This window comes from Endozoicomonas sp. ALD068, from assembly GCF_049310145.1.
Lineage (GTDB): Bacteria > Pseudomonadota > Gammaproteobacteria > Pseudomonadales > Endozoicomonadaceae > Endozoicomonas_A.
Map to the genome: position 1 here is coordinate 362,219 of NZ_JBLYNU010000004.1, position 22,399 is coordinate 384,617.

A 22,399-nucleotide genomic window follows, 5' to 3' on the forward strand; every position below is an offset into this window, starting at 1 on the left:
TGCCCAAGAGTAAGAATATTTCGAACCAACTATGTCTTAGCGAGTGATTTTGCCTTAATAAACGACAGTGTGAGGTGCTTCTCATGGTGAGTAATAAATCAGCAGCCAAGGCCAGGGAGAAAAAACACGACAGTGCGTCCAGTGTGAATGAGCAGCTGGATGGTCTGCTTAAGCGAGCCGGGATAGCGAGAGAAAAGTACCTGAAGCTCAACCAGGAAGACGTGGACCGGGTGACACGGGCTATGGCTCTGGCAGGGCAGTCTGCTCACATGGAGCTGGCGAGAATGGCCGTTGAGGAAACCGGAAGGGGAATCCTCGAAGATAAGGTCACCAAAAACATCTTTGCGACTGAGTCCATCTACCATTCTATCAAATACGATAAAACTGTCGGTGTGATTGAAGATAATGAGGAGGAGGATTTCATGTTGGTAGCTGAACCAGTAGGCGTTGTCTGTGGTATCACGCCAGTGACAAACCCCACCTCCACCACCATGTTCAAGTCTATTATTGCTGCCAAGACGCGTAATCCTATTGTTTTTGCTTTTCACCCTTCGGCACAACAATGTTCAACAGAAGCGGCAAGAATTGTTCGCGATGCGGCCATAGAGGCAGGAGCGCCAGAAGATTGCATACTCTGGGTAGAGCATCCATCGCTGGAGGCCACTCAGAAGTTGATGACCCATCCCGAGATCTCAGTCATTCTCGCCACCGGTGGTTCAGGTATGGTTCGGGCCGCCTATTCTTCTGGCAAGCCGGCTCTGGGGGTGGGTCCGGGTAATGTGCCCTGTGTTATTGATCGCACTGCCAATATCAAGCAGGCCGCCAATGATCTGGTTCTGTCCAAGAGTTTTGATAACGGAATGATCTGTGCCTCCGAGCAGGCTGCCATAGTACACGACGAAGTTTATGCTTCTTTTAAGGAAGAGATGAAGAGGCTGAATGTCTATTTCACCTCTCCCAAAGAGACCGATCGCCTGGCTGAAGTGGTCATTATTGACGGCCATGTCAACAGTAAGATTGTGGGGATGAAGCCATCCGATATTGCTGCGCTGGCAGATATTAAAATACCGCAAGAGACAAGGGTTATCGCGGCTGAGATTGAAGGGGTTGGGCCCGAGTTTCCCCTGTCCCGCGAGAAGCTCTCGCCGGTGTTGGGCTTTCTCAAGGCCAGGGATACCCAACATGGTATTGAGCTGGCCGACCAGATGCTGAACTTCGGTGGTCTCGGGCATTCCGCTGTTCTGCACTCCCAGAACGATGATGTGATTGATGAATTCTCGCTGGCGATGAAGGCCGGTCGTATTATCATTAACTCACCAAGCACCCATGGTGCTATTGGTGATATTTATAACACCAACATGCCCTCCCTGACTCTGGGTTGTGGCACCTATGGTGGGAACAGTACGACGTCCAACGTTTCTGCTGTTAACCTCATCAACGTCAAGCGCGTGGCCAAGCGCAGGGTTAATATGCAATGGTTCAAAGTGCCCAGAAAAATCTATTTCGAAGCCAACTCCCTGCAATACCTTGAAAAAATGCCCGACATTTCTCGTGTGTTCATCGTGACAGACGAGGTGATTCAGAGTCTGGGATATGTTGAAAAGGTTCGGTACCACCTGAGAAAACGTCCGGTGCCAGTGCAGGTGAGGGTATTTAATCAGGTTGAGGCCGATCCGAGTCTGGCGACTATTCGCGAGGGTGCCGAGGATATGGCACTGTTCAATCCGGACGTCGTGATTGCTCTGGGTGGTGGCTCTCCTATTGATGCGGCCAAGGGCATGTGGTTGTTCTACGAGCAGCCAGAAGCTGATTTTGCGGGTATGGCCCAGAAGTTTTTTGATATCCGCAAGCGGGTTTACAAGTTCCCGAAACTGGGCAAGAAAGCCAGACTGGTGGCTATTCCCACAACGTCCGGAACCGGCTCTGAGGTGACTTCCTTTGCCGTTATTACCGATAAAGAGAAAGGCATCAAGTATCCTCTGGCCGACTATGAGTTAACGCCTGATGTAGCCATTCTGGACCCGAATCTGGTGCTGACGGTGCCCAAAAAGGTGACCGCAGACACAGGTCTGGATGTCCTGACTCACGCACTGGAAGCTTACGTCTCTGTGATGGCGTCAGATTATACGGATGCCCTGGCTATGAAGGCGATTCAGTTGGTTTTTGAGTATCTGCCGAAATCCTGCGAAGAAGCTGACAAGGTAGCCAGGGAAAAGATGCATAATGCTTCCTGCATTGCCGGTATGGCCTTTGCCAACGCTTTCCTGGGTATCAATCACTCTATGGCTCATAATTTGGGGCATGAGTTCCATATTCCCCATGGTTTGGCCAATGCACTGTTGTTGCCTCATGTGATTGAGTACAACGGGTGTCCGAATCCTTCCAAGGTGGCTTCTTTCCCGAAATACGATCATTACATCGCCCATGAGAAATATACCGAAGTGGCCAGGGCGCTGGGCCTGCCCTGTAAAACCCCTGAAGAAGGAGTCAAATCCCTGGCCAATGCTGTTCGTAAATTGATGAAGCGGCTGGGGATGCCTTTATCTCTGAAAGAGCTGGGGGTTTCTGAGAAAGGGTTTATGGAAAAAGTCAAAATGCTGGCTGATCATGCTTTTGAAGATCAGTGCACTACGGCAAACCCAAGAATGCCACTGATCTCTGAGCTGGAAACTTTGCTGAGGAAAGCTTATTACGGTGAGTGATCTTGTTTTTACTGTGGGGCGTTCCACACATCAGCATTGAAGGCGGCTCTGAACTATCTGGAGTCACACTGGTTCAATGGACTGTTGGCAAATACAAGAAATCAAAGGGGCGAAAGCGAAGAGCCTAACGTTATCCGGCAAGCATTAGCCAGAGAGGCTCCGATGTTTATGGCGTGCTGGCGTATTGGCTTGGTATTAGCGGTTGGATGAGGAGGTCATTAAGTGCTGAGTGATTCAAGTATACTTCTGTGAGCACCTGATGAGGTGGTTCTTTTGGGTGAGCCCACTGGCAGGAGTATGGTCGCGAGGCTATGTCCTATCTCGAATGCAATAAGTGAATGATTATATTGGATAATTTGATGTTTTGAATTATTTCAGTTTGTTACATCTCGCAATAAAATAAGCATGAGGCATAACAAAAAAAGAGCAAATTGCTGATGTATGAAATAATGGAAAGCCAATTGGCTCGCATAAAACAATCCGGCGAATACAGAATATTTACGGACATCAATCGCATTGGAGACAATTACCCTCGTGCGTTATCCAACGGCAAGCCCGTCACGGTCTGGTGCAGTAACGACTATCTGGGTATGTCTCAGAATGATCTGGTCATGGCCTCCGCCGTGGATGCCATCCAACAGCATGGCGTTGGCTCCGGCGGCTCTCGTAATATTGGTGGCACGCACCAATACCTCACTGAATTGGAAGTCTCGATTGCAGACTGGTATCAAAAAGAAGCTGCACTGGTTTACCCGACCGGTTACTCTTCAAACGATGCCACCTTGCAATGTTTACTGAGGATGTTCCCAGAGCTAATAATCTTTTCTGATGAAAAGAATCATGCCTCCATCATTAATGGCATTCGCTCATCTAAAAACCAAAAGCACATCTTCAGACACAATGACGCAGACCACCTCGAGTCACTTCTGAAAACCGTCGACATCGATTGCCCGAAACTGATCATCTTTGAATCCGTTTACTCTATGGATGGTGACATTGCCGACATCTTTGGGATTGTTACACTAGCGAAGAAATACAGATGCTTGACTTATTTGGATGAAGTACATGCCATAGGTATGTACGGCGCACGCGGGGCGGGTATTGCGGAGGCCTTGGGCCACGAATCGGATATCGACATCATACAAGGTACCATGGCGAAAGCCATCGGCGTGATTGGTGGTTACGTTGCTGGCAACCGAACCATTATCGACTTTATTCGCTCGTTTTCGTCCGGCTTTATCTTTACCACTTCATTGCCTCCAAGCATCGCCAGAGCCTGTTTAACCAGCATCAACCACTTGAAAGCCTCGGACTCTGAGCGCCAGAAGCTCAAGTTCAATACAGCGCTCTTGCGCGCGATTTTTGCGGAGTTGGGCATTCCCATCATGGGATGCTCAGAAACGCACATTTTGCCAGTCAAGATCGGCGACGCCCGGAAATGCAAACAAGCAGCCGATCTGCTGCTGAGCAAGCATGGGATTTACATTCAGTCGATCAACTCACCAACCGTCGAGGTAGGCACCGAGCGCTTCCGGATCAATGCAACGCCCAATCACACCGAGACGCATATTCGTCACCTCGCTGAGGCAATCAAGAGCGTGTTCGTTGAGCTAGAAATCGATCAAACTGTTGCGCTTGGGTGAGCCAGAGTGAACAAGGGTTGTAAACATGGATAATTACACGCTTTCACAGATCCTGGTATCCATCGCTATTGTGTTTGACCTGTTGTCTTTCCAGTTCAAAACACGCAAACACGTGGTGTTGTGCCTGTTTATTGCGGGAGCGTTGATTGCGACGCACTTTTACTTGCTCAATGCTTTCACAGCGGCCGTGGTTATGACGATTGCGTCAATACGCTATCTGACCAGTTACTTTACGTCTCGGCCCGGGGTAAGAAACCTGTTTTTGATTATCAATGGTGTGACACTCTTTGTTACCTACGAGTCTTTCATCAGTCTCGTGGCGTTCGTCGGCTCCTGCCTGCAAACGATAGGCGCATTCAGTAAAGACGATCGTGAGATGAGACTGATCATGATGGTGGGTGCGGTAGTTTGGTTGAGCCACAACGTTCTTGTCCTGTCCCCGATGGCCGTCGTCATGGAAGTGCTGTTCCTGCTCAGTAACATCGTGGCCTACCTGAGGTTCTACAACAAGAGCCCAATAGTGACAAAGTCCGAGTACTGAGCTTTACGTCTGTTTCATTCCAGCTAATGAACAGACATCTGGCTCCCATCGCTTAAGCACCTCATTGAGGTGCTCTCTATTGTGGTGTGTCATATATGACTACTGATGCCACATGTTCTGTTTGCTTTTTTGCTCTGGGTCAATAACCGGTTAATCTCTTTACGAAACCTTCACAACACAGTTGAACTGGTGCATTGTGACCGGTTACATTTCGTCCCAAACCATGCGCTGCCCATCAACTGTCTGCCTGTTTGAGTTCCACGGGGTTTTGATTGAGGTTTGTGCAGTGACGTTAATATCTAAGGGGTAACTATTTTGAACATTCTTGGCTATATGCAGAGATTGGGTAAGGCATTGATGCTGCCCATCGCCACTCTGCCTATTGCAGCAATCCTGTTGCGTCTTGGGCAGCCTGACCTGCTGGATATTGCCTTTGTCGCAGAAGCGGGTAACGCTATTTTCAGTAACCTGCCTTTGCTGTTCGCGATGGGTATTGCTGCCGGACTGTCAAAGGACGATGCCGGTGCAGCGGTGCTGGCGGGTGCAGTTGGCTATTTTGTCCTGACTGCCGGGGCCAAGACCATCAATGCCGACATTGATATGTCATTCTTTGGCGGCATTATTGCCGGTATTATTGCCGGTCATAGTTACAACCGTTTCCATGCGGTGGCACTGCCACCCTATCTGGCGTTCTTCGGTGGCAAACGTCTGGTTCCGATCATGACCGGTCTGATTGCTCTGGCGGTCTCTGTAGCAGCAGGTTATGTATGGCCAGTCATCCAGTCTGCCATTGATGCATTTGCTAATGGTATCTCTGAGTCTGGCCCCATTGGACAGTTTGCCTATGGAGTGCTGAACCGTGGCCTGATTCCGGTAGGTCTGCACCATGTTGTGAACTCTGTTTTCTGGTTTGGCTTCGGTGAATTCACCAATGCTGCCGGTGAGGTAGTTACGGGCGATCTGCCTCGTTTCTTTGCCGGTGACCCCACTGCCGGTACTTTTATGGCGGGCTTCTATCCGGTCATGATGTTCGGTCTGCCAGCTGCTGCGCTGGCTATGTATCTGGCGGCGCCTAAAGAAAATCGTGCCCGTGTAGGTGGTGTTCTGCTGTCTGTCGGTGCTACTGCCTTCCTGACCGGTGTCACTGAGCCTCTGGAGTTCATGTTCGTATTCCTGGCGCCAGGTCTCTACGCTGTTCATGCCGTGCTGACAGGTTTATCTCTGGTAATCACCAATATGTTTGGTGTTCTGCATGGCTTTGGTTTCTCTGCGGGTGCCCTGGATATGGCTCTGAACTGGGGGCTGGCTACCAAGCCTGTGACCCTGGTGTTCATTGGTCTGGCTTTCTCTGTTATTTACTTCTGTGTTTTCTATTTCGCTATCAGGGCTTTCAACCTGAAGACACCGGGGCGCGAAGACGAGGAGCCGGAAACAGCAGGATCTTCTGAAGCAGTCAGTGGTTCGGAGCGTGCTCTGCGTTTCATCGAACTGTTGGGCGGTGAGGGCAACCTGACCTCTGTTGAAGCCTGTATCACCCGTCTGCGTCTGACTCTGGCCAATCGTGACCTGATCGATGAAGCTGGCCTGAAAGCCGTGGGTGCCAAAGGTGTGGTGAAGCTGGGTGAAAATAACCTGCAGGTGATTCTTGGGCCTCAGGCTGAGATCATTGCGGGTGAAATAAATGCCCTGATGGCTTGACAATAGCTATTTTGCCCTGACTCAAAGAAACTTGTACCGGTCTTTCCCCGCAAAGCAGTTTAGGGGAAAATCCGGATACCTTTTTAGTCAGGGCTGTCTGATTCTTAGGTTATGGTGCGGAGTATACCTGGAGTATGTTCGACTTGCCGAATGACTGGGTGAATCAATATTTCCTGTCGGCTTACGTTCTGAAATTCAGGCTCAGCGTCTGAATTAAAGCAGACAGATAGTGTATCTTTATTCTGATGCATCCGTTTAGAGTCAGGCCTGTCCAGCCTCTTGCTTCCTGACAGGTGCTCAAGTTAGAGAGAGACCGAATATGTTTAAGAAAGATGTAGTGATCACGGCTGAGAATGGCCTTCATACTCGTCCAGCTGCTCAGTTTGTTAAAGAAGCCAAGAGTTTTGACTGTGACATCAAACTGGAAGCAGGTGGCAAGCAGGCCAGTGCCAAGAGTTTATTTAAACTGCAGACCCTGGGGCTGACTCAAGGCTCAACAGTGACCATCATCGGCGAAGGTGATGGCGCTGAAAAGGCTGTAGAGCATCTGGCAGAGTTTATCATTACTTTGAAGTAAGCTCTTTGTTGACCTGGCCTCTCCGGCCGGGTTGTCTCTCGGAATAAAGCAGTCGTGAATCAGGAAATGATTGAGTCGTCCTCTGACGGATTAGTTTGCTGCTGCAAAAATGCCTGTAATACTAAGGCGGTTGCGGGTATTCTCTAGAGAGTATCACGTACCGGGTGTATCTGAACGAATACATCGGGCCATGTCATTCACGAGGCAATACTGAGACGTGTTCTCAAGTATGTCTGTTGGATAGCTGGCGGGTAATGCGCTCTGGTGAGTTAAATTGTCAGGTGTTGTTACTTGTTAAAATGTTCCGGATTCTCTTCAGATTGCCGTCTGTATAGAGAATTCCGGCTCTTTATGTTCTCTTTGGCAGGTACACTACGATCCTCCAGTAAAGATTTGCCGGGGAACGATGTTTTCAAGTGTGCGATTATGTGTGTCTTGTTGAGCGTATTTGTAACGTCGTTCCAATCCTGTGTCAAGTCCTGGTGGTTTAATACGGATAACTTTTGTTGTGTTCCGTGAATAAAAGTGTCCTTTGGTGTGACTGTATGTTGGGCAGAGTCATCAACTCTGTTGATTGTTGAAAAAGCCTGTTAGCCCTTGTGTGGCAAGGGGGTTAGGTATTTTCACGAGGCTGAATTTACACCGGAAATCCTATTTACTAATGAACTGGCGGGTTATCCCGCTGTGACTAAAAGGGTATTGGAGACGTCATGATCAAAATCGCAATCAATGGCTATGGTCGTATCGGTCGCAACGTTCTGCGTGCACTCTACGAAGCAGGTCGCCGTGAAGAATTCCAGATTGTTGCTATCAATGACCTGGGTGATGCGAAAATCAATGCTCACCTGACCAAGTACGACACTGTACATGGTCGTTTCGACGCTCAGGTTGAGGAGGGTGAAGGTGCACTGTTTGTAAATGGTGACGAAATCAAGACATTCTCTGAGCGTGATCCTTCCAGTCTGCCCTGGGCCGCTCTGGGTGTAGACGTTGTATTTGAATGCACCGGTGTGTTCCGTTCCAAGGAAGCCTGCAAACCTCACTTGAGTGCTGGTGCCAAGAAAGTCATCATCTCTGCTCCGGGCAAGGAAGTAGACGCCACCATCGTTTATGGTGTTAACCACGACACTCTGACTCCTGACATGACCGTTATCTCTAACGCTTCATGCACCACCAACTGCCTGGCTCCCATTGCCAAGCCTCTGAACGATGCTCTGGGGATTGAAAAAGGCTTGATGACCACTATTCACGCCTACACCAATGATCAGCGTCTCAGCGATGTATACCACAGTGACCTGTATCGTGCCCGTGCTGCTGCACAGAACATGATCCCGACTGCTACCGGTGCCGCTGCAGCGGTTGGCCTGGTGGTTCCGGAGCTGAAAGGCAAGTTTGACGGTATGGCCGTTCGTGTACCTACCATCAACGTATCTCTGGTAGACCTGAGTTTTGTGGCCAGTCGTGAAACTTCTGCTGAAGAAGTTAACGAAATCATTGCTTCTGCTGCCAAGTCTTCCGAAGCGATGGGCAAGGTTTTGCACGTAAACCATGAGCCTCTGGTTTCCATGGACTTTAACCACAGCCCATTCTCTTCCAGCTTTGATGCCACACAGACTCGCGTTCAGGGTAACCTGGTGAAGGTTATGTCCTGGTACGACAACGAGTGGGGCTTTTCCAACCGAATGCTGGATACTGCTAAAGCGCTGCTGGGCGCCTGAATCCAGATCATTGAAAAGCCTCGCTGATCTGAGGCTTTTCAGGTTGATGCCGATGCTCTGATAACAGGGCATTGGATTCCTGAGACTGAGTGGCAAAAAGAAGAAGGTGTTTATGAAGCTGGCCGGGAATTAACCTCTCAACCTGCCTTCTGGACGATGGTAGATTAGCCTGCCATCTATAATGGGCTCAGATTGGCATACTGGCTTTCAGGTACACACTCTCCTTTTTGCTGCTTTATCAAGATAAGCAGATGCAGGAACGTTACACTTCGAACGTTCCTCACTTAAAAATTGTTGTCAAACTGCCGTATGGCATTTATGCCCCGGTCGACTCTTCCTTTAAGTAGTTTCATCGTGCTGGGTCGATTCGTGGCGAATTCGCGAGAGGATATCATGCTCAGACGCACAAAAATCGTTGCCACACTCGGACCAGCTACAGAGTCCGAAGAACAGCTCACCAAGCTGATTGAAGCCGGTGTCAACGTTGTTCGACTGAACTTCTCCCACGGTGATGCTGATGATCACCGTGTCCGTGCAGAGCGCATTCGCAATATCGCTGCCCGTCTGGGTCGCAGTGTTGCGATTCTGGGTGACCTGCAGGGGCCCAAAATTCGAATTGGTCGTTTCCAGAATGGCAAGATCTTTCTGCCCGATGGCGCTGAGTTCGTTCTGGATGCAGAGCTGCCTATTGATGCCGGTGATGAAACCCAGGTCGGTCTGGCTTACAAGAATCTGCCAAACGATTGCAAGGTGGGCGATGTGCTGTTGCTGGACGACGGTCGTCTGAGCCTGCAGGTTAAGTCGATTGAAGGTTCGCGCATTGTAACCACTACTCTGGATGGTGGTGAGCTGTCTAATAACAAAGGTATCAACCTGGCCGGTGGGGGTCTTTCTGCCGATGCCCTGACCGAAAAAGACAAGGAAGACATCAAGCTGGCTGCCTCTCTGGAGGTGGATTTCCTGGCTGTGTCTTTCGTTCGCAGTGCCAGTGATGTTGAACAGGCTCGCAAGCTGCTGGCTGAAGCCGGTGGTACTGCTGCCATTTTGTCCAAGATTGAGCGTGCTGAAGTGGTTCAAAGCTTTCAATTGCTGGAAGAAGTGATCCGGGCCTCAGACGCGGTCATGGTAGCTCGTGGTGACCTGGGGGTGGAAATTGGTGACGCTGAACTGATTGGTGTTCAGAAACAGATGATCAACGTTGCCCGTCGACTGAACCGTCCTGTCATTACCGCCACACAAATGATGGAATCCATGATTCACAACACACAGCCAACCCGTGCTGAAGTGTTTGACGTGGCCAATGCCGTTCTCGATGGCACCGACGCAGTCATGCTCTCCGGTGAAACAGCTACAGGCAAGCGTCCACATGAAGTCGTCAAGGCCATGGCCCGTATTTGTCAGGGCGCTGAAAAACATCCTGAAATGATCTCCGGAAGCAACCTGGATAAGGCCTATGCCGGTGAAACCGATGCCGCCATTGCGCTGGCTGCCATGCATGCGGCTAACCGTCTGGAAGGTGTAAAAGCGATCGTTTGCCTGACCAAAACCGGTGCGACTCCTCTTTGGATGTCCCGTGTTAATACCAGCCTGCCCATTTTTGCCCTGACTCGCTACAAAACCACCGAGCGCCGCGTTGCACTTTACCGTGGGGTGGAGTCGGTCGCTTTTGACAGTGGCAGCCAGTACGGTCCTGAAGTGAATCAGCGTGCTATTGCCGAACTAAAAGGTCGTGGCCTGCTGGAATCCGGCGACCGTATTATTCTGACCAAGGGTGAGTCCTGTGAAATTGAGGGCGGTACCAACACCATGCAGATCGTTACTGTGAAATAATTTCAGTCAATTCAGGCATGTTGACTGGGCAGCATGCCTCACGCTTTCCCTTACGGGATTCAGGAGACGAGCAGATCATGGCAGAACTAAAAAAAATTGGTGTGCTTACTTCAGGTGGCGATGCGCCTGGCATGAATGCTGCCATTCGTTCCGTAGTACGTAGCTGCATCTTTTACGGGGTTGAGCCGGTAGCCATTTATGAAGGTTACAAAGGCCTGATTGAAAACGATCTGAAGGTAGTGAATGCGCGTTCAGTGGCCAATATTATCAACCAGGGTGGGACATTCCTGAAGTCTGCCCGTTGTCAGGAATTCCGTGCTCCGGAGGGACGGGCTGCTGCTTATAAAAATGCCTCTGCCGCCGGACTGGATGGACTGGTTGTTATTGGCGGTGACGGTTCCTTCACGGGTGCCATGCTGCTGGAACAAGAGCATGGTCTTCGCTGCATTGGTGTTCCCGGCACTATTGATAACGATATCTTCGGAACCGATTTCACCATCGGTTATGACACCGCCCTGAATACCGTGGTCGAGGCGATTGACAAGATTCGTGATACCGCCACCTCTCATAATCGTCTGTTTCTGATTGAAGTTATGGGTCGTGATGCAGGCTTTATCGCATTGAACGCCGGTATTGCTGCGGGTGCAGAAGATATTTTGATTCCGGAAGATCAGAAGCCCATAGATCAGTTGATGGGCTCTATTGAAAGCAGTGGCAGAGCCGGGAAAACATCCAGTATCGTAGTGGTTTCAGAAGGTGATAAATCCGGTGGTGTTTTTGAACTGTCCCGGGCTGTGGAAGAAAACTTCCCGGCCTATGAAGTCAAAGTGACGGTGCTGGGCCATATTCAGCGCGGTGGCAAGCCCAGCTGTTATGATCGTGTCCTGGCCAGTCGTCTTGGGGTGGCTTCTGTGGAAGCTCTGCTTGACGGTGTCAGTGGAGTGATGGTGGGTGTACGTGATCAGAAGATTGTCCATACACCCTTAAAGGAAGCCATTAGCAAACACAATGAGATTGACAGCCAACTGTTGAAAGTAGCGGACATAGTTACAGTATAAAGACATATAATACTAATCGTGCTTTCTAACTTCCGTGATGAGCATGGAGATTTGAGCCTTAAGAAAAGGCGGGGTGAGGAGTCATAGTCTTAGCTGCGACGATCGCCAACGCAGGATTAAGGCTCAAATCTTCAGCGCAATAGGGAGTTAGAAAGTTCGATTGGTATAGCAGCTGTGGTCTGCCGTTTCAGCTGTTAATCTGGAAAGGAATCGGGAGTTTCAGTCAGGTTAACTGGCCTGATTACTCAAAGGCTCCTAAAATCAATGCGTTTGAAGTAGAAGGTGAAAGTGATGGGCCTTTTTGACTCTCTCAAGAAAAGTATGGGGCTGGGTGCCAGTCAGGGAACGGTGATCAGAGCACCGTTGACCGGCGACATTGTACCAATTGAAGAAGTACCTGATCCTGTTTTTGCTGACAAGGTGGTAGGTGATGGTATCGCCATTAATCCCACCGGCAAAGTCATGGTAGCCCCTTGCGATGGTGAGATTGGCAAAATCTTTGAAACCAATCATGCCTTCAGCATGGAGACGCCAACCGGGGTTGAGCTGTTTGTTCACTTTGGTATCGACACCGTTGAGCTGAAGGGCGAGGGTTTCAAGCGTATTGCCAGCGAAGGCCAGCAAGTCATGGCTGGAGATCCCATCATCGAAGTGGATCTGGACTTTCTGAAAGAGAATGCCAAAAGTATTATTACGCCCGTTGTGATCTCCAACATGGACGATGTAGCCTCTCTGGAAAAATCTTCGGGCTCTGTTGTTCAGGGCAACGACAAGTTGCTGGTGGTCAAAATGAAGTAAAACTTTACAAAGACTATTATTTTTTGAACAAAAAAATCAGCCATACCCTGAAGCCGGTTCTCTGTCGGCTTTTAAAATGTCTGGCCTTAAAGCTTTCCCTGCCAGTTAGTATCCCTGACCACCCCGTTAGTGAAGACTTATCTTCCTTCCCCTATCCTGTTTGCGATTGAACCCTTTGGGTAACTCGTTGTCTCACTATATAGACAGGTATGAATTTAGAAATGCAGTTTACGTCCTGAAAAGCAATGCCTAGGAGCCTGACCGAGAATAGCGCCCGTAGCGAGGACGGCAGAAAATTGAGGATGAAAATTCGGTTTTGTGAGGAGAATAGCGAGCTATTTGACGAACAAAAGCGGATTTTTAGACCAATTTGCTGCCGCCGCAGTAGGGCAGTCTATTCTCGGTCGGCCTCCTAGCAGCCTGTCGGACTTAAGCGTCCGTAGCGAGGATTGCAAGAAATTGAGGATAAAAATCTCTGTTTCTGAGGAGAATAGCGAGCTATTTGACGAAGAAACAGGGATTTTTAGACCAATTTATTGCAACCGCAGTAGGACAGTCTCAAGTCCGACAGGCTGCTAGTAACCGCCTGTCGTGACTTATCCCCATAATAAAAACCCTATGCGATTAGGCTGAAGGAGGTGTATATGAAAGGAATTGTGTCACTTTTAGTGATGGTGTTTACCGGTTTCCTGCTGTTGATTTTTTCATTCCAAAAAGTGTCTGTACCCACGGAAGAGCCTGGGGAGGCAGAAAGTTTGCAGGTTGTTATTGATGAGTTGGACTTTATCAGAAGCGAGACAGTGTCCAAATACCTGGACGGAGACCCGCTCTTGAATGGGGACAGCTATCTGTCTTACGACAAGGCTCGTGAGGCTCGCTTGAACAAGATGTCCCATCAGGAATTGGTTGCAGAGCTCAAGCGTCTTGAAACCCTGCAGGTCAGTCAGGCTACCCAACTTGCCGGAATCGTTCTTCCTCCGCAGGAAGAAACTGCCAAGACAGCAGAGATATGGGGCCTCGATGACATAGTCAAAAAAAGCTCAGGCAACGGGTGTATGGGAGCAAGATCAGCCTATTCCTCTTATATGTCGTCTTATTATGATGACCTTCTGAGGTATCAGTCAGGGGGATGTTTTGGCGATTTTCTTCATCCTGTGCCCTATTTTGTTATGGACCCATCCTATGAGGAATATACCGTTACAATGCCTGCAGCGATTACCGAGGGTGAGCCTGAAAGTTACAAGGTTTGGGTCAGCCCGGGTAAGATGGAAATGCTTAAGCAGAAACAGAAGCTGGACAAGATGCTGATTGATGATGTGCTCAGAATGACGGGTGAGTTGCCTTGATGGATGACTAAATAAAAGGTTTACGTCGTATGGTTAGCCGTGGCTCTGGTTAAGGGTTGCCAGCTTTCTCTTAAACTCTCCTGTTAGCTCATGAAGACCACCACTCTCAATTTTGTGAGATTTTTTTTGTAAAGACTATGATTTCCTGAGCAGTCTGTGACAATCTGGTTATTATTGTCAGAGTTGTCCTGTCTATGTTTTTAGTCACTTTAATTCAGTCACTTTAATTTAGTCACTTTAAATAGTAGGCCAGACTTCTATAACTGATATCCAGCCAGGAGTCATACATTGTCAATACCTGTTGAGATCTGCATCAACAGTCTGAATCCAGACTATGTTTACCGCTCTGCTGCAGCCGCTTACGAGGGGGGCGCAGCACGTATAGAGTTGTGTGACGATATGTCCGTGGGAGGCACTACTCCCACAATAGAAGCTTTGGAAGCCGCCCGGAAAGCCTTTCAGGATCGCTGTGGTTTACTGTGCATGATTCGTCCCCGGGGTGGCGACTTTTCATTCGGCACTGAAGAGGTTCTGCTTATGGAACAGCAGATCTGTGATGCTGCAAAGGCAGGTGCTGATGGTGTCGTCATTGGCGCTCTTGCGCCTCCCGGTAATACCATTAATCGTGATGTGTTGGGCCGACTGGTCGATACCGCCAAGACCCGAAATCTGATTGTGACTTTTCATCGTGCACTGGATGCTACGCCCAATATGTTTGAGAGCCTGGATGTACTGATTCAATATGGTGTGGATCGTATTCTGAGTAGTGGTACAACCTGGGGTTCTGCTGACGGTGCCTTTGAAGGTGTGAGGATGCTCGAGCAACTTATGTTGAAAGCTGAAAACAGGCTGGAGGTGGTCGTCGGTGGCGGGGTTGATCCGGAAAATATCGGAAAGATACTACAACAGCTGCCAGTAGCGAATCATTCAGCCAGCATTCACGCGTACAGCAGTGTTCTTGATGAAGGGGAGTTATCGGTGGAGAGAGTCCGTTCCCTGTGTGCAGCAGTAGAATCCTTTTAGCCGGTCTACATGGCCTTAATGGCTTCTTCCATCTCGGTTCGGATATTGTCGGACTGAGTACCAAAGATAGCCTGCATATTCTGACCTATCACCACTACAGCCGTGGCTCCCAGCTGTTTAATGGCCTCCTGATCAACCTTGTCAGGGTTGTTAACCGTGACTCTCAAACGAGTGATGCAGGCATCCAGATTCTTGATATTTCCCTTGCCACCAAAGGCCAGAATAAGGTCCCTGGCCAGTTCACTGGATGGAACCACTTTCGCTGATAATTCTGATTCACTTTCTCGCCCGGGTGTCTTGAGGTCCAGCAGCGTGATCATAACTCTGAAGATCACATAATAGAGGACTGCGTAGATCAGTCCCAGGCCGATAATCCAGGCGGGTCTGGTGGCTATGCTGTAATAAAGGAGATAATCGATCATGCCGTTGGAAAATGACATGGCCATCTTGATGTCGAGGTAATTGGTAATGGCGTAAGCCAGTCCGGCCAGCAGCGCATGAATCACATAAAGTATCGGAGCGACAAAAAGGAATGAGAACTCTATGGGCTCGGTGATACCAGTGAGCAATGAGGTAAGCGCCGCTGACATCATAAGGCCACCGACTTTTTGTTTATTCTCAGATTTGGCGCAATGCCAGATGGCAATGGCCGCAGCAGGTAGGCCAAACATTTTGAAAAGATAGCCGCCTGCCAGAAATCCGGCAGTAGGATCACCGGCAAAGAATCGCGCGATGTCACCTCTGAAGACGTTACCTGTTGATGGATCAATGAACTCACCCATCTCTATCTGGAAGGGCACATTCCAGATATGATGTAGGCCAAATGGAATCAGGGCACGTTCAACCACACCGTAGATAAAGCCAGCCAGAACCGGGTTCTCAGTCACTGACCATTGAGAGAAGGCGTCGATAGCCTGTTGTATAGGGGGCCAGATAAAGCTGAGGAGAATGCCAAGGAAGACGGCTCCTATGGCAGTGACGATCGGAACAAAGCGCTTTCCTGCAAAGAAGCCCAGGTAATCCGGAAGTTTGATTTTGTAATAGCGTCTGAACATCCATGAGGCCAACATACCAACAACGATCCCACCGAAAACACCGGTATCAATGGTATCTATTCCCATAACAGAACTGGGCTCAACTCCCAGCTCTGAGGCCATAACGCCCATGGTTCCCAGCATGACCACGTAGCCGACAGTTGCCGCTACTGAGGAAACTCCGTCATTATCAGTTAGGCCAATAGCAGTACCAATGGCAAAGATAATGGGCAGGTTTCCGAAAACCATGCCGCCGGCCTGGGCCATGACGCTGGAGACGAGATCTGGAATAAAGTTGAAGCCCGCACTGCCGACGCCCAGCAGTATCCCTGCAACAGGCAGAACGGCTACAGGCAGCATCAGCGCCCGACCTATCTGCTGAAGTGTGCCGAATGCAGATTTGACCATTGGAGAAACTCCGGGGAGACGATTCTGATCTGAGAGCAAACCGAAGACTCGTGGATTTATGGAAGAATAGACCAAACAGCCATGAGCGTAGAAAAAAACATCTTCTTTCCTGGGTGTATTGCAAGTCCGGGCACGTGCGCCGCTGAGGGCGGCGACAGTCTAGGAGGCTGACCGAGAATAGACTGCCCTACTGCGGCGGCAGCAAATTGGTCTGAAAATCCGCTTTTGTTCGTCAAATAGCTCGCTATTCTCCTCACAAAACCGAATTTTCATCCTCAATTTTCTGCCGTCCTCGCTACGGGCGCTATTCTCGGTCAGCCTCCTAGGATGAAAGTCCTTTGACAAACTGAAGTAAAACTAACAGAGCCTTCCTATTGAATCTCTCAGGCGTAGCTCGCCCTCAAAATGGGTGCTTTCCGGCCTGCTAAAACCCTCCTCCCGTAGTCGGTTCATCAAGAGTTCTCCGGCAACTCTGGCCATCTCTGTCATTGGAAAATGCAATGCAGTGACATGTGGAGTCAGGAAAGTACAAAGGTCCACACTGTCATAACTGATGAGAGAAACGTCTTCGGGCACACGGATGTTGTTTTCACGAAAGGCGTCCATACAACCTGCCGCCATCTCTTCGCTGCAAGCAAATACAGCAGTAAAAGGTTTGCCGGTTGTGAGTAGTTGCCTGGTGCCTTCGTATCCGGCTTGTCTCGTATAGTTGCCTTCAGTGATCAGGTCCATATCCAGGGCAATATCATGCCGGGTAAGGGCATTGGCATAACCCTGGAAACGTTCTTTTGCTTTTGACTTGGCGAGTTTTCCGGCCAGACAGGCAATACAGGTGTGGCCATTTTTCAGAAGCAGTTCTACGGTGTTGTCGCTGGCTTTGATGTGATCAAAGGTGACGCAGCGGTCGGCCAGGACATCGACGTAACGATCCAGAAGTACAAAGGGCGGAGCGGTTTCTGCAATGTTAATCAGCTCATCATCACCCAGGTAACGGACGTGCAGCAGTAATCCGTCAACCCGCATGTTGATCAGGTGGTCGATAGCGGCACGCTCGCTTTCAGCACTGTGCTTGCCCTGGGTGACGATCATCACTTTACCTGCAGAGTCTGCGACCTGCTGAACCTCTGCCATAAGGTCACCAAAAAAAACACCCCGGAAGGACGAGACCATCAAGCCGATGGTATTGGTGGTATTGCTCGCCAGTGACTGGGCAACAGGATTTGGATGATAATTCAGTTCGTCGATGGCGGACTCTACTCTCAGACGAGTTGTCTCCTTTACCTGTCCGGTGTTGTTCAGTACCCTGGATACCGTAGCGCGGGATACTTTGGCTCGCTCAGCGACATCTTTAATGGTTGCCATTATTGCTTCTGATCGACTTTTTTGTGAAGTGTTATCAACTCCTGAACCATTTCCCGGGCCAGCATGGATGTCATTAAATGGTCCTCAGAAAATGTTTCAAGGTAAAGATAGTCAGGACACCGGTCTGCGCTGTGTGTTTTTAGATGTAACCGGTTTTATCGACCGGCCTCATAATGGTTGATATAAGTCAAAAAACCAAATTATGGACTTCGTCGATGAGAATCAGGTCAACAACAAACAGATGTCTGGTATTAGGAAAACACAAAAACACACTTATTTTCTTGATCTATCCTTTCTCTCTGTAGGTCAGAAGACAGGGATAGGATTATTAAACACTCACTCTTTATTGTGCTGCTGTCGCTGTTGTCTGCGATTTGTCAGGCTAAATCTTTGACAGAGCATTTTATTTTCGAGTCTAAACAGATTGTAGATTTTTCAAAACAGAGCTTTTCTATAAAGCGTGAACTGCGAACATTGTGTGACAACCCGCTAGAGATTACCGACACAGACGTTTATGAAGAACCCGATTTTCCTGCTGATAACAAACGACAAAAACCTGGCAACTACAGGGCAAAAACAATCATTACTCTAAGCTCAACCCCTTATTCATGGTTATCTGTAGAAATGATTGTCACTGTCAGTTGGCTTTTGAAAGGCTATTGGAACATAGATTCACCGCTGTTTAACCCGATTGAACAACAAGAGGCGGCATTTATGTTTGGCTCAGAACAGGATCAGCAACAACACCAGCCATCAGAACCATCCAGCCAGCAAGGACCACCAGTCAACCGCCACCGAACAGGTTCTTTCATCCGCCCCCGGGATACTGACTACAGTGACGGGAACGGAGGCTCTGAACGACACCAGCATTCGTTGGGTTTAAATTGTTTTGTCCAGCCCTGTCATGGCGTCTGTCGATTTCGACAATTTTCCGATTCATTGGTTAGCGGAGTGCAGAATTGTGAAGAAAGTTCGACAGACAGCACTGTAGCAACACCCGAACACAGCTTATGCAACCATTTGACCAATGCACACTGTTATCGTTGCAACTTGATAGACGGGGTCGCCTTAGACGGGGTCGCCTTAGACGGGGTCGCCTCAGATTCAATGGCAGCAGGAACAGCTAATACAATTGACCCTGACTGGCAAGTAACCTGCAACGTGATCCTGGTTGGAGAGGATGGTCAACTGCGGCAATGCGGGAAGGTCCTCAAGAATAACAAAGCGCTTTTAAGTCACAAACGCAGCATTCACAGCGGGGAAAAAACTTGTAATGCAATCAGGGTTGGGAAGGATGGCCAGCCACAGCCATGTGGAACGGTCTGCAAGAATGCAAAAGCTCTATTCGATCACAAAAGAGGAATCCACTCCGGGCCACAAACCTGTGATGTATCAGTAGCCGGGGAGGATGGACAGCGGCAGTCATGCGGGATGGTCTGCAAGAGTGCTACAGCCCTGGCGTATCACAAAAGATTAATTCACTCCGGGCAACAAACCTGCAATGCGATTGTGGTTGGGGAGGATGGCCTGCATCGACCATGCGGGAGGACCTACAAGAATGCTAAAGGCCTGTCGTCACACAAAAGCCAATACCATACCGGGCAAAAGACCTGTGACGCCACAGTAGTCGGGAAGGATGGCCAGCCGCAGCCATGCGGAGTAGTCTGCAAGAATAGTCAAGCCCTGGCGAATCACAAAGTCACATACCATAGCGGGCAAAAAACCTGTGATGTAACAATAGTCTGGGAGGACGGCCAGCCACGGCCATGCGGAATGGTTTGCAAGAATGCTAAAGCCATGTGGAGTCACAAAGTCAAAGTACACGGTGGGCAAAAAACCTGTGACGAAATCGTGGTCGGAGAAGATGGGCATCCACAGACATGTGGGAGAGTCTGCGAAAATGCCGGAATCCTGTTGTCTCACAAAAACAGAAGCCATAGCGGACAAAAAATCTGTAACCTGAGAGAGTTCGGGGAGGATGGTCAGCAGCGGTCATGCGGGGCTGTCTGCAATAATGCTCAAGCCTTGTCGATCCACAAAAGAATACATCGAAAACGCAAGCCCGTTGATATGGACCAGAAAGATAACCTCAGACCTTAATTTGTTTCTCCGCTCTTTCAGAGTGTGTCGCATGTCAGGCTTGGATGGATGGGTAAGTGTAAACCGAAGTTTTATTGATGTAGGTCAAGGTTTTGATAGTGGCTAGTACGTATTATGGAATCACTCAGGCAATCAAGAAAAATAATAAAAAGCGCCAGAGAATTAAGGACATAAAAAAAAGAAGCGGGAGCCAGTGACAAGCCAGCCGATCAAATACCCGGGTTTGAGGGGACCACGGGTATTTTTTTATGGGTAAAAAAACTGCCCGGAGTTCATTCTTTCTGTAATAAAATCGTCAGTGAAAAATTGTTTCTGACCCCCATGGCTGTTTACTATGGAACCATGGGTTTTTGTCCCGTGGGACCGAAGACGTTTTAATACCATCTCAAGGTTTTTTTTCAGGACTTAATGTTATGCAGATACTGATTACCGGGGGAACAGGATTTATTGGCCGACGACTGGTGGCCAGGCTTTTGTCAAGAGGGCATCGACTGACCATTTTAAGCAGGCAGGATGCCGTGGGTGTCCAACGTCTGCTGACCCCTGAAGTGAGTTCTGTGAAGTCTTTGACGGCAGTGAATCCTTCTGTGGCTTTCGATGCCGTTATCAATCTGGCCGGTGAGGGGGTAATGGATAAACGTTGGACACCCTCGAGAAAAACACAGTTGCTCGATAGCCGGGTCGCCCTGACTTCAGAACTGGTTGACCTGATTGAACGAATGGAAAACCGACCAGGCTGCCTGATCAGTGGCTCTGCCATCGGGTTTTATGGTGGCAGGGATGATGCGGCCCGTCTGGACGAGTCTTCCGGCGCAGGAGACGACTTTGCTTCAGGGCTCTGTGTGCGCTGGGAACAGGCTGCCGAGCGTGCCAAAGGTCTGGGGGTACGGGTTTGTCTGGTCAGAACTGGCGTTGTGTTACACCCCGAAGGAGGTGCGTTGCATGAAATGATGACTCCTTTTCGTTTAGGGATTGGAGGTCCGCTGGGTTCTGGCCAACAGATGATGTCGTGGATTCACATGGAAGATATGGTGAATGCGCTGCTGTTTTTGTTGGAGAATGAATCAGCTGAGGGTGCTTTTAATGCCACCGCCCCTGAAGCGGTCAGCAATAAAGACTTTGCGATGGCTCTGGCTGGTACTCTCAATCGTCCCGCCTTGTTGAAAATGCCAGCAAGGGTTCTGAAGTGGATGTTGGGGGAATCTTCTGAAATGGTATTGAAAGGCCAGAATGTTTATCCAGAGCGTCTAATGGCTGAAGGCTATCAGTTCACCTATCCACAATTGAAACCGGCACTGACGCAGTTGATCAGAGCATAGCGTGAAAAAATGCTCTAAAAGTGCCGTTTACTTCGTCGTTTTATAATAAAATGACCCTCTTTTAAGTACTGACAGCCATAAGCAACAGGATATTTTTCTATTTCCTGATGATGGAAAAACGTTCAAAGTAACTGCCAAGACTAATCGCCTCTGTTTGACTTCACGCAATGGATGAAAAGGAAGCAGGGTAAAGCAAGAGTGAAACTGTGCAGAGGCTCTGATGGAGAAGAAATCCTGCATAATACGGACTATAGAAGCATGCCCCAGGCACTGAAAATACAGAATCTTAGAAAACAATACGACAATGGATTTCAAGCCCTGAAAGGGATTGATCTCTCAGTTGAGGAAGGCGATTTTTACGCCCTGCTGGGACCCAATGGTGCTGGCAAATCAACCACTATTGGTATTATTTCATCATTGGTTCGCAAGACTTCAGGCGAGGTTTCAATATTCGGGCACGATATTGATACTGACCTTGTCAAGGCCAAGCGGATGCTGGGCGTCGTTCCCCAGGAGTTCAACTTCAACCAGTTTGAAAAAGTTGAAGATATCATTGTGACGCAGGCCGGCTATTACGGCATATCGGCAAAAGAAGCCCGCAAACGTGCCGAGAAGTATCTCAAGCAGCTGGGCCTGTGGGATAAACGACACAATGTCTCAAGAATGTTGTCCGGTGGTATGAAGCGACGTTTGATGATTGTCAGAGCCCTGATTCATCAGCCAAAACTACTGATTCTTGATGAACCGACCGCCGGAGTTGATATTGAACTTCGCCGCTCTCTCTGGGATTTTCTCAGGGAGATCAATGAGCAGGGCACCACGATTATCCTGACTACTCATTACCTTGAGGAAGCCGAGCAGCTCTGCCGCAATATCGGCATCATTGACAGTGGCAGGATCGTCGAGAACACCAGCACCAAGGCTCTGCTGGGCAAACTGCAACAAGAAAGTTTTGTGCTGGATCTGAAACAGCCGATTGGAGATCTGCCGACCCTTGCGGATTATATTGTCAAGAAGTTGGATAACCACAGTATTGAAGTTGAGGTCGGCAAGCACCAGGGGGTTAATGACCTGTTCCGGCAGCTGAGTGAATATCAAATTGAAGTGGCCAGTATGAGAAACAAGTCCAACCGTCTTGAGGAGTTGTTTGTCAGTCTGACTTCGGATGCTTTAGCGGCTTCAGGGCAAACAAAGGACAGCGCGGCCGTGAAGGGAGGAAGTGCACAGTGAGTGAGTGGAAAT

16 protein-coding genes are annotated in these 22,399 nt (G+C 49.1%); 14 read left to right on the plus strand and 2 right to left on the minus strand.

What is annotated here, in order from left to right:
* Positions 1–83: 83 nt before the first annotated feature.
* The 11 genes from adhE to ACO6V5_RS01490 all read left to right on the plus strand — a co-directional run bounded on the left by adhE (position 84) and on the right by ACO6V5_RS01490 (position 14,934).
* On the plus strand, positions 84–2,702 hold the full coding sequence (adhE, locus tag ACO6V5_RS01440) for a bifunctional acetaldehyde-CoA/alcohol dehydrogenase (protein WP_422412965.1): 2,619 nt from the start codon (positions 84–86) through the stop codon (positions 2,700–2,702).
* A gap of 437 nt (positions 2,703–3,139) precedes the next feature.
* Positions 3,140–4,345 (plus strand): 5-aminolevulinate synthase, encoded by a 1,206-nt coding sequence (gene hemA / locus ACO6V5_RS01445; protein ID WP_422412963.1) that lies wholly within the window; start codon positions 3,140–3,142, stop codon positions 4,343–4,345.
* Between the two features lie 25 nt (positions 4,346–4,370).
* Entirely contained in the window at positions 4,371–4,886 is a 516-nt protein-coding gene (locus ACO6V5_RS01450; RefSeq protein WP_422134694.1) for a YgjV family protein, read from the plus strand.
* A gap of 315 nt (positions 4,887–5,201) precedes the next feature.
* On the plus strand, positions 5,202–6,584 hold the full coding sequence (gene nagE, locus ACO6V5_RS01455) for an N-acetylglucosamine-specific PTS transporter subunit IIBC (RefSeq protein ID WP_422134693.1): 1,383 nt from the start codon (positions 5,202–5,204) through the stop codon (positions 6,582–6,584).
* A gap of 319 nt (positions 6,585–6,903) precedes the next feature.
* Positions 6,904–7,161 (plus strand): HPr family phosphocarrier protein, encoded by a 258-nt coding sequence (locus ACO6V5_RS01460; protein WP_422134692.1) that lies wholly within the window; start codon positions 6,904–6,906, stop codon positions 7,159–7,161.
* A gap of 710 nt (positions 7,162–7,871) precedes the next feature.
* Positions 7,872–8,879, plus strand: coding sequence for a type I glyceraldehyde-3-phosphate dehydrogenase (gene gap, locus ACO6V5_RS01465; RefSeq protein WP_422134691.1), 1,008 nt, complete (start codon positions 7,872–7,874; stop codon positions 8,877–8,879).
* A 393-nt stretch (positions 8,880–9,272) separates the two neighbouring features.
* On the plus strand, positions 9,273–10,709 hold the full coding sequence (gene pyk / locus ACO6V5_RS01470; RefSeq protein ID WP_422134690.1) for a pyruvate kinase: 1,437 nt from the start codon (positions 9,273–9,275) through the stop codon (positions 10,707–10,709).
* Between the two features lie 77 nt (positions 10,710–10,786).
* A complete protein-coding gene (pfkA, locus tag ACO6V5_RS01475) occupies positions 10,787–11,767 on the plus strand; it encodes a 6-phosphofructokinase (protein WP_422134689.1) in 981 nt (326 codons plus the stop codon).
* Between the two features lie 291 nt (positions 11,768–12,058).
* The gene (gene crr, locus ACO6V5_RS01480) at positions 12,059–12,565 is read left to right on the plus strand and encodes a PTS glucose transporter subunit IIA (protein WP_422134688.1); all 507 of its coding nucleotides are present in this window, start codon (positions 12,059–12,061) and stop codon (positions 12,563–12,565) included.
* Between the two features lie 644 nt (positions 12,566–13,209).
* Positions 13,210–13,911, plus strand: a complete 702-nt coding sequence (locus ACO6V5_RS01485) for a hypothetical protein (RefSeq protein ID WP_422134687.1) — start codon at positions 13,210–13,212, stop codon at positions 13,909–13,911.
* A 288-nt stretch (positions 13,912–14,199) separates the two neighbouring features.
* Positions 14,200–14,934 (plus strand): copper homeostasis protein CutC, encoded by a 735-nt coding sequence (locus ACO6V5_RS01490; RefSeq protein ID WP_422134686.1) that lies wholly within the window; start codon positions 14,200–14,202, stop codon positions 14,932–14,934.
* Positions 14,935–14,939: 5 nt separating this feature from the next.
* Here ACO6V5_RS01490 and ptsG read toward each other — a convergent pair whose 3' ends face one another.
* Entirely contained in the window at positions 14,940–16,376 is a 1,437-nt protein-coding gene (ptsG, locus tag ACO6V5_RS01495; protein WP_422134685.1) for a PTS glucose transporter subunit IIBC, read from the minus strand.
* Between the two features lie 357 nt (positions 16,377–16,733).
* The gene (locus ACO6V5_RS01500) at positions 16,734–17,738 is read right to left on the minus strand and encodes a LacI family DNA-binding transcriptional regulator (RefSeq protein WP_422138599.1); all 1,005 of its coding nucleotides are present in this window, start codon (positions 17,736–17,738) and stop codon (positions 16,734–16,736) included.
* Positions 17,739–18,128: 390 nt separating this feature from the next.
* On the opposite strand from ACO6V5_RS01500, the gene ACO6V5_RS01505 reads away from it, so the two are divergent.
* The 3 genes from ACO6V5_RS01505 to ACO6V5_RS01515 all read left to right on the plus strand — a co-directional run bounded on the left by ACO6V5_RS01505 (position 18,129) and on the right by ACO6V5_RS01515 (position 22,387).
* A complete protein-coding gene (locus ACO6V5_RS01505; RefSeq protein ID WP_422412269.1) occupies positions 18,129–19,838 on the plus strand; it encodes a hypothetical protein in 1,710 nt (569 codons plus the stop codon).
* A gap of 413 nt (positions 19,839–20,251) precedes the next feature.
* The gene (locus ACO6V5_RS01510) at positions 20,252–21,157 is read left to right on the plus strand and encodes a TIGR01777 family oxidoreductase (RefSeq protein ID WP_422134682.1); all 906 of its coding nucleotides are present in this window, start codon (positions 20,252–20,254) and stop codon (positions 21,155–21,157) included.
* Positions 21,158–21,415: 258 nt separating this feature from the next.
* Positions 21,416–22,387 carry an ABC transporter ATP-binding protein gene (locus ACO6V5_RS01515; RefSeq protein ID WP_422137129.1) on the plus strand — a complete coding sequence of 324 codons (972 nt, stop codon included), beginning with the start codon at positions 21,416–21,418 and terminating at the stop codon, positions 22,385–22,387.
* The last annotated feature ends 12 nt before the right edge of the window (positions 22,388–22,399 follow it).

Bases quoted from the DNA above. Each gene is read 5' to 3' on its own strand.
- adhE (WP_422412965.1), top strand. From the start codon at position 84: ATGGTGAGTAATAAATCAGCAGCCAAGGCCAGGGAGAAAAAACACGAC.
- hemA (WP_422412963.1), top strand. From the start codon at position 3,140: ATGTATGAAATAATGGAAAGCCAATTGGCTCGCATAAAACAATCCGGC.
- ACO6V5_RS01450 (WP_422134694.1), top strand. From the start codon at position 4,371: ATGGATAATTACACGCTTTCACAGATCCTGGTATCCATCGCTATTGTG.
- ACO6V5_RS01460 (WP_422134692.1), top strand. From the start codon at position 6,904: ATGTTTAAGAAAGATGTAGTGATCACGGCTGAGAATGGCCTTCATACT.
- gap (WP_422134691.1), top strand. From the start codon at position 7,872: ATGATCAAAATCGCAATCAATGGCTATGGTCGTATCGGTCGCAACGTT.
- pyk (WP_422134690.1), top strand. From the start codon at position 9,273: ATGCTCAGACGCACAAAAATCGTTGCCACACTCGGACCAGCTACAGAG.
- pfkA (WP_422134689.1), top strand. From the start codon at position 10,787: ATGGCAGAACTAAAAAAAATTGGTGTGCTTACTTCAGGTGGCGATGCG.
- crr (WP_422134688.1), top strand. From the start codon at position 12,059: ATGGGCCTTTTTGACTCTCTCAAGAAAAGTATGGGGCTGGGTGCCAGT.
- ACO6V5_RS01485 (WP_422134687.1), top strand. From the start codon at position 13,210: ATGAAAGGAATTGTGTCACTTTTAGTGATGGTGTTTACCGGTTTCCTG.
- ptsG (WP_422134685.1), bottom strand. From the start codon at position 16,376: ATGGTCAAATCTGCATTCGGCACACTTCAGCAGATAGGTCGGGCGCTG.
- ACO6V5_RS01500 (WP_422138599.1), bottom strand. From the start codon at position 17,738: ATGGCAACCATTAAAGATGTCGCTGAGCGAGCCAAAGTATCCCGCGCT.
- ACO6V5_RS01510 (WP_422134682.1), top strand. From the start codon at position 20,252: ATGCAGATACTGATTACCGGGGGAACAGGATTTATTGGCCGACGACTG.
- ACO6V5_RS01515 (WP_422137129.1), top strand. From the start codon at position 21,416: ATGCCCCAGGCACTGAAAATACAGAATCTTAGAAAACAATACGACAAT.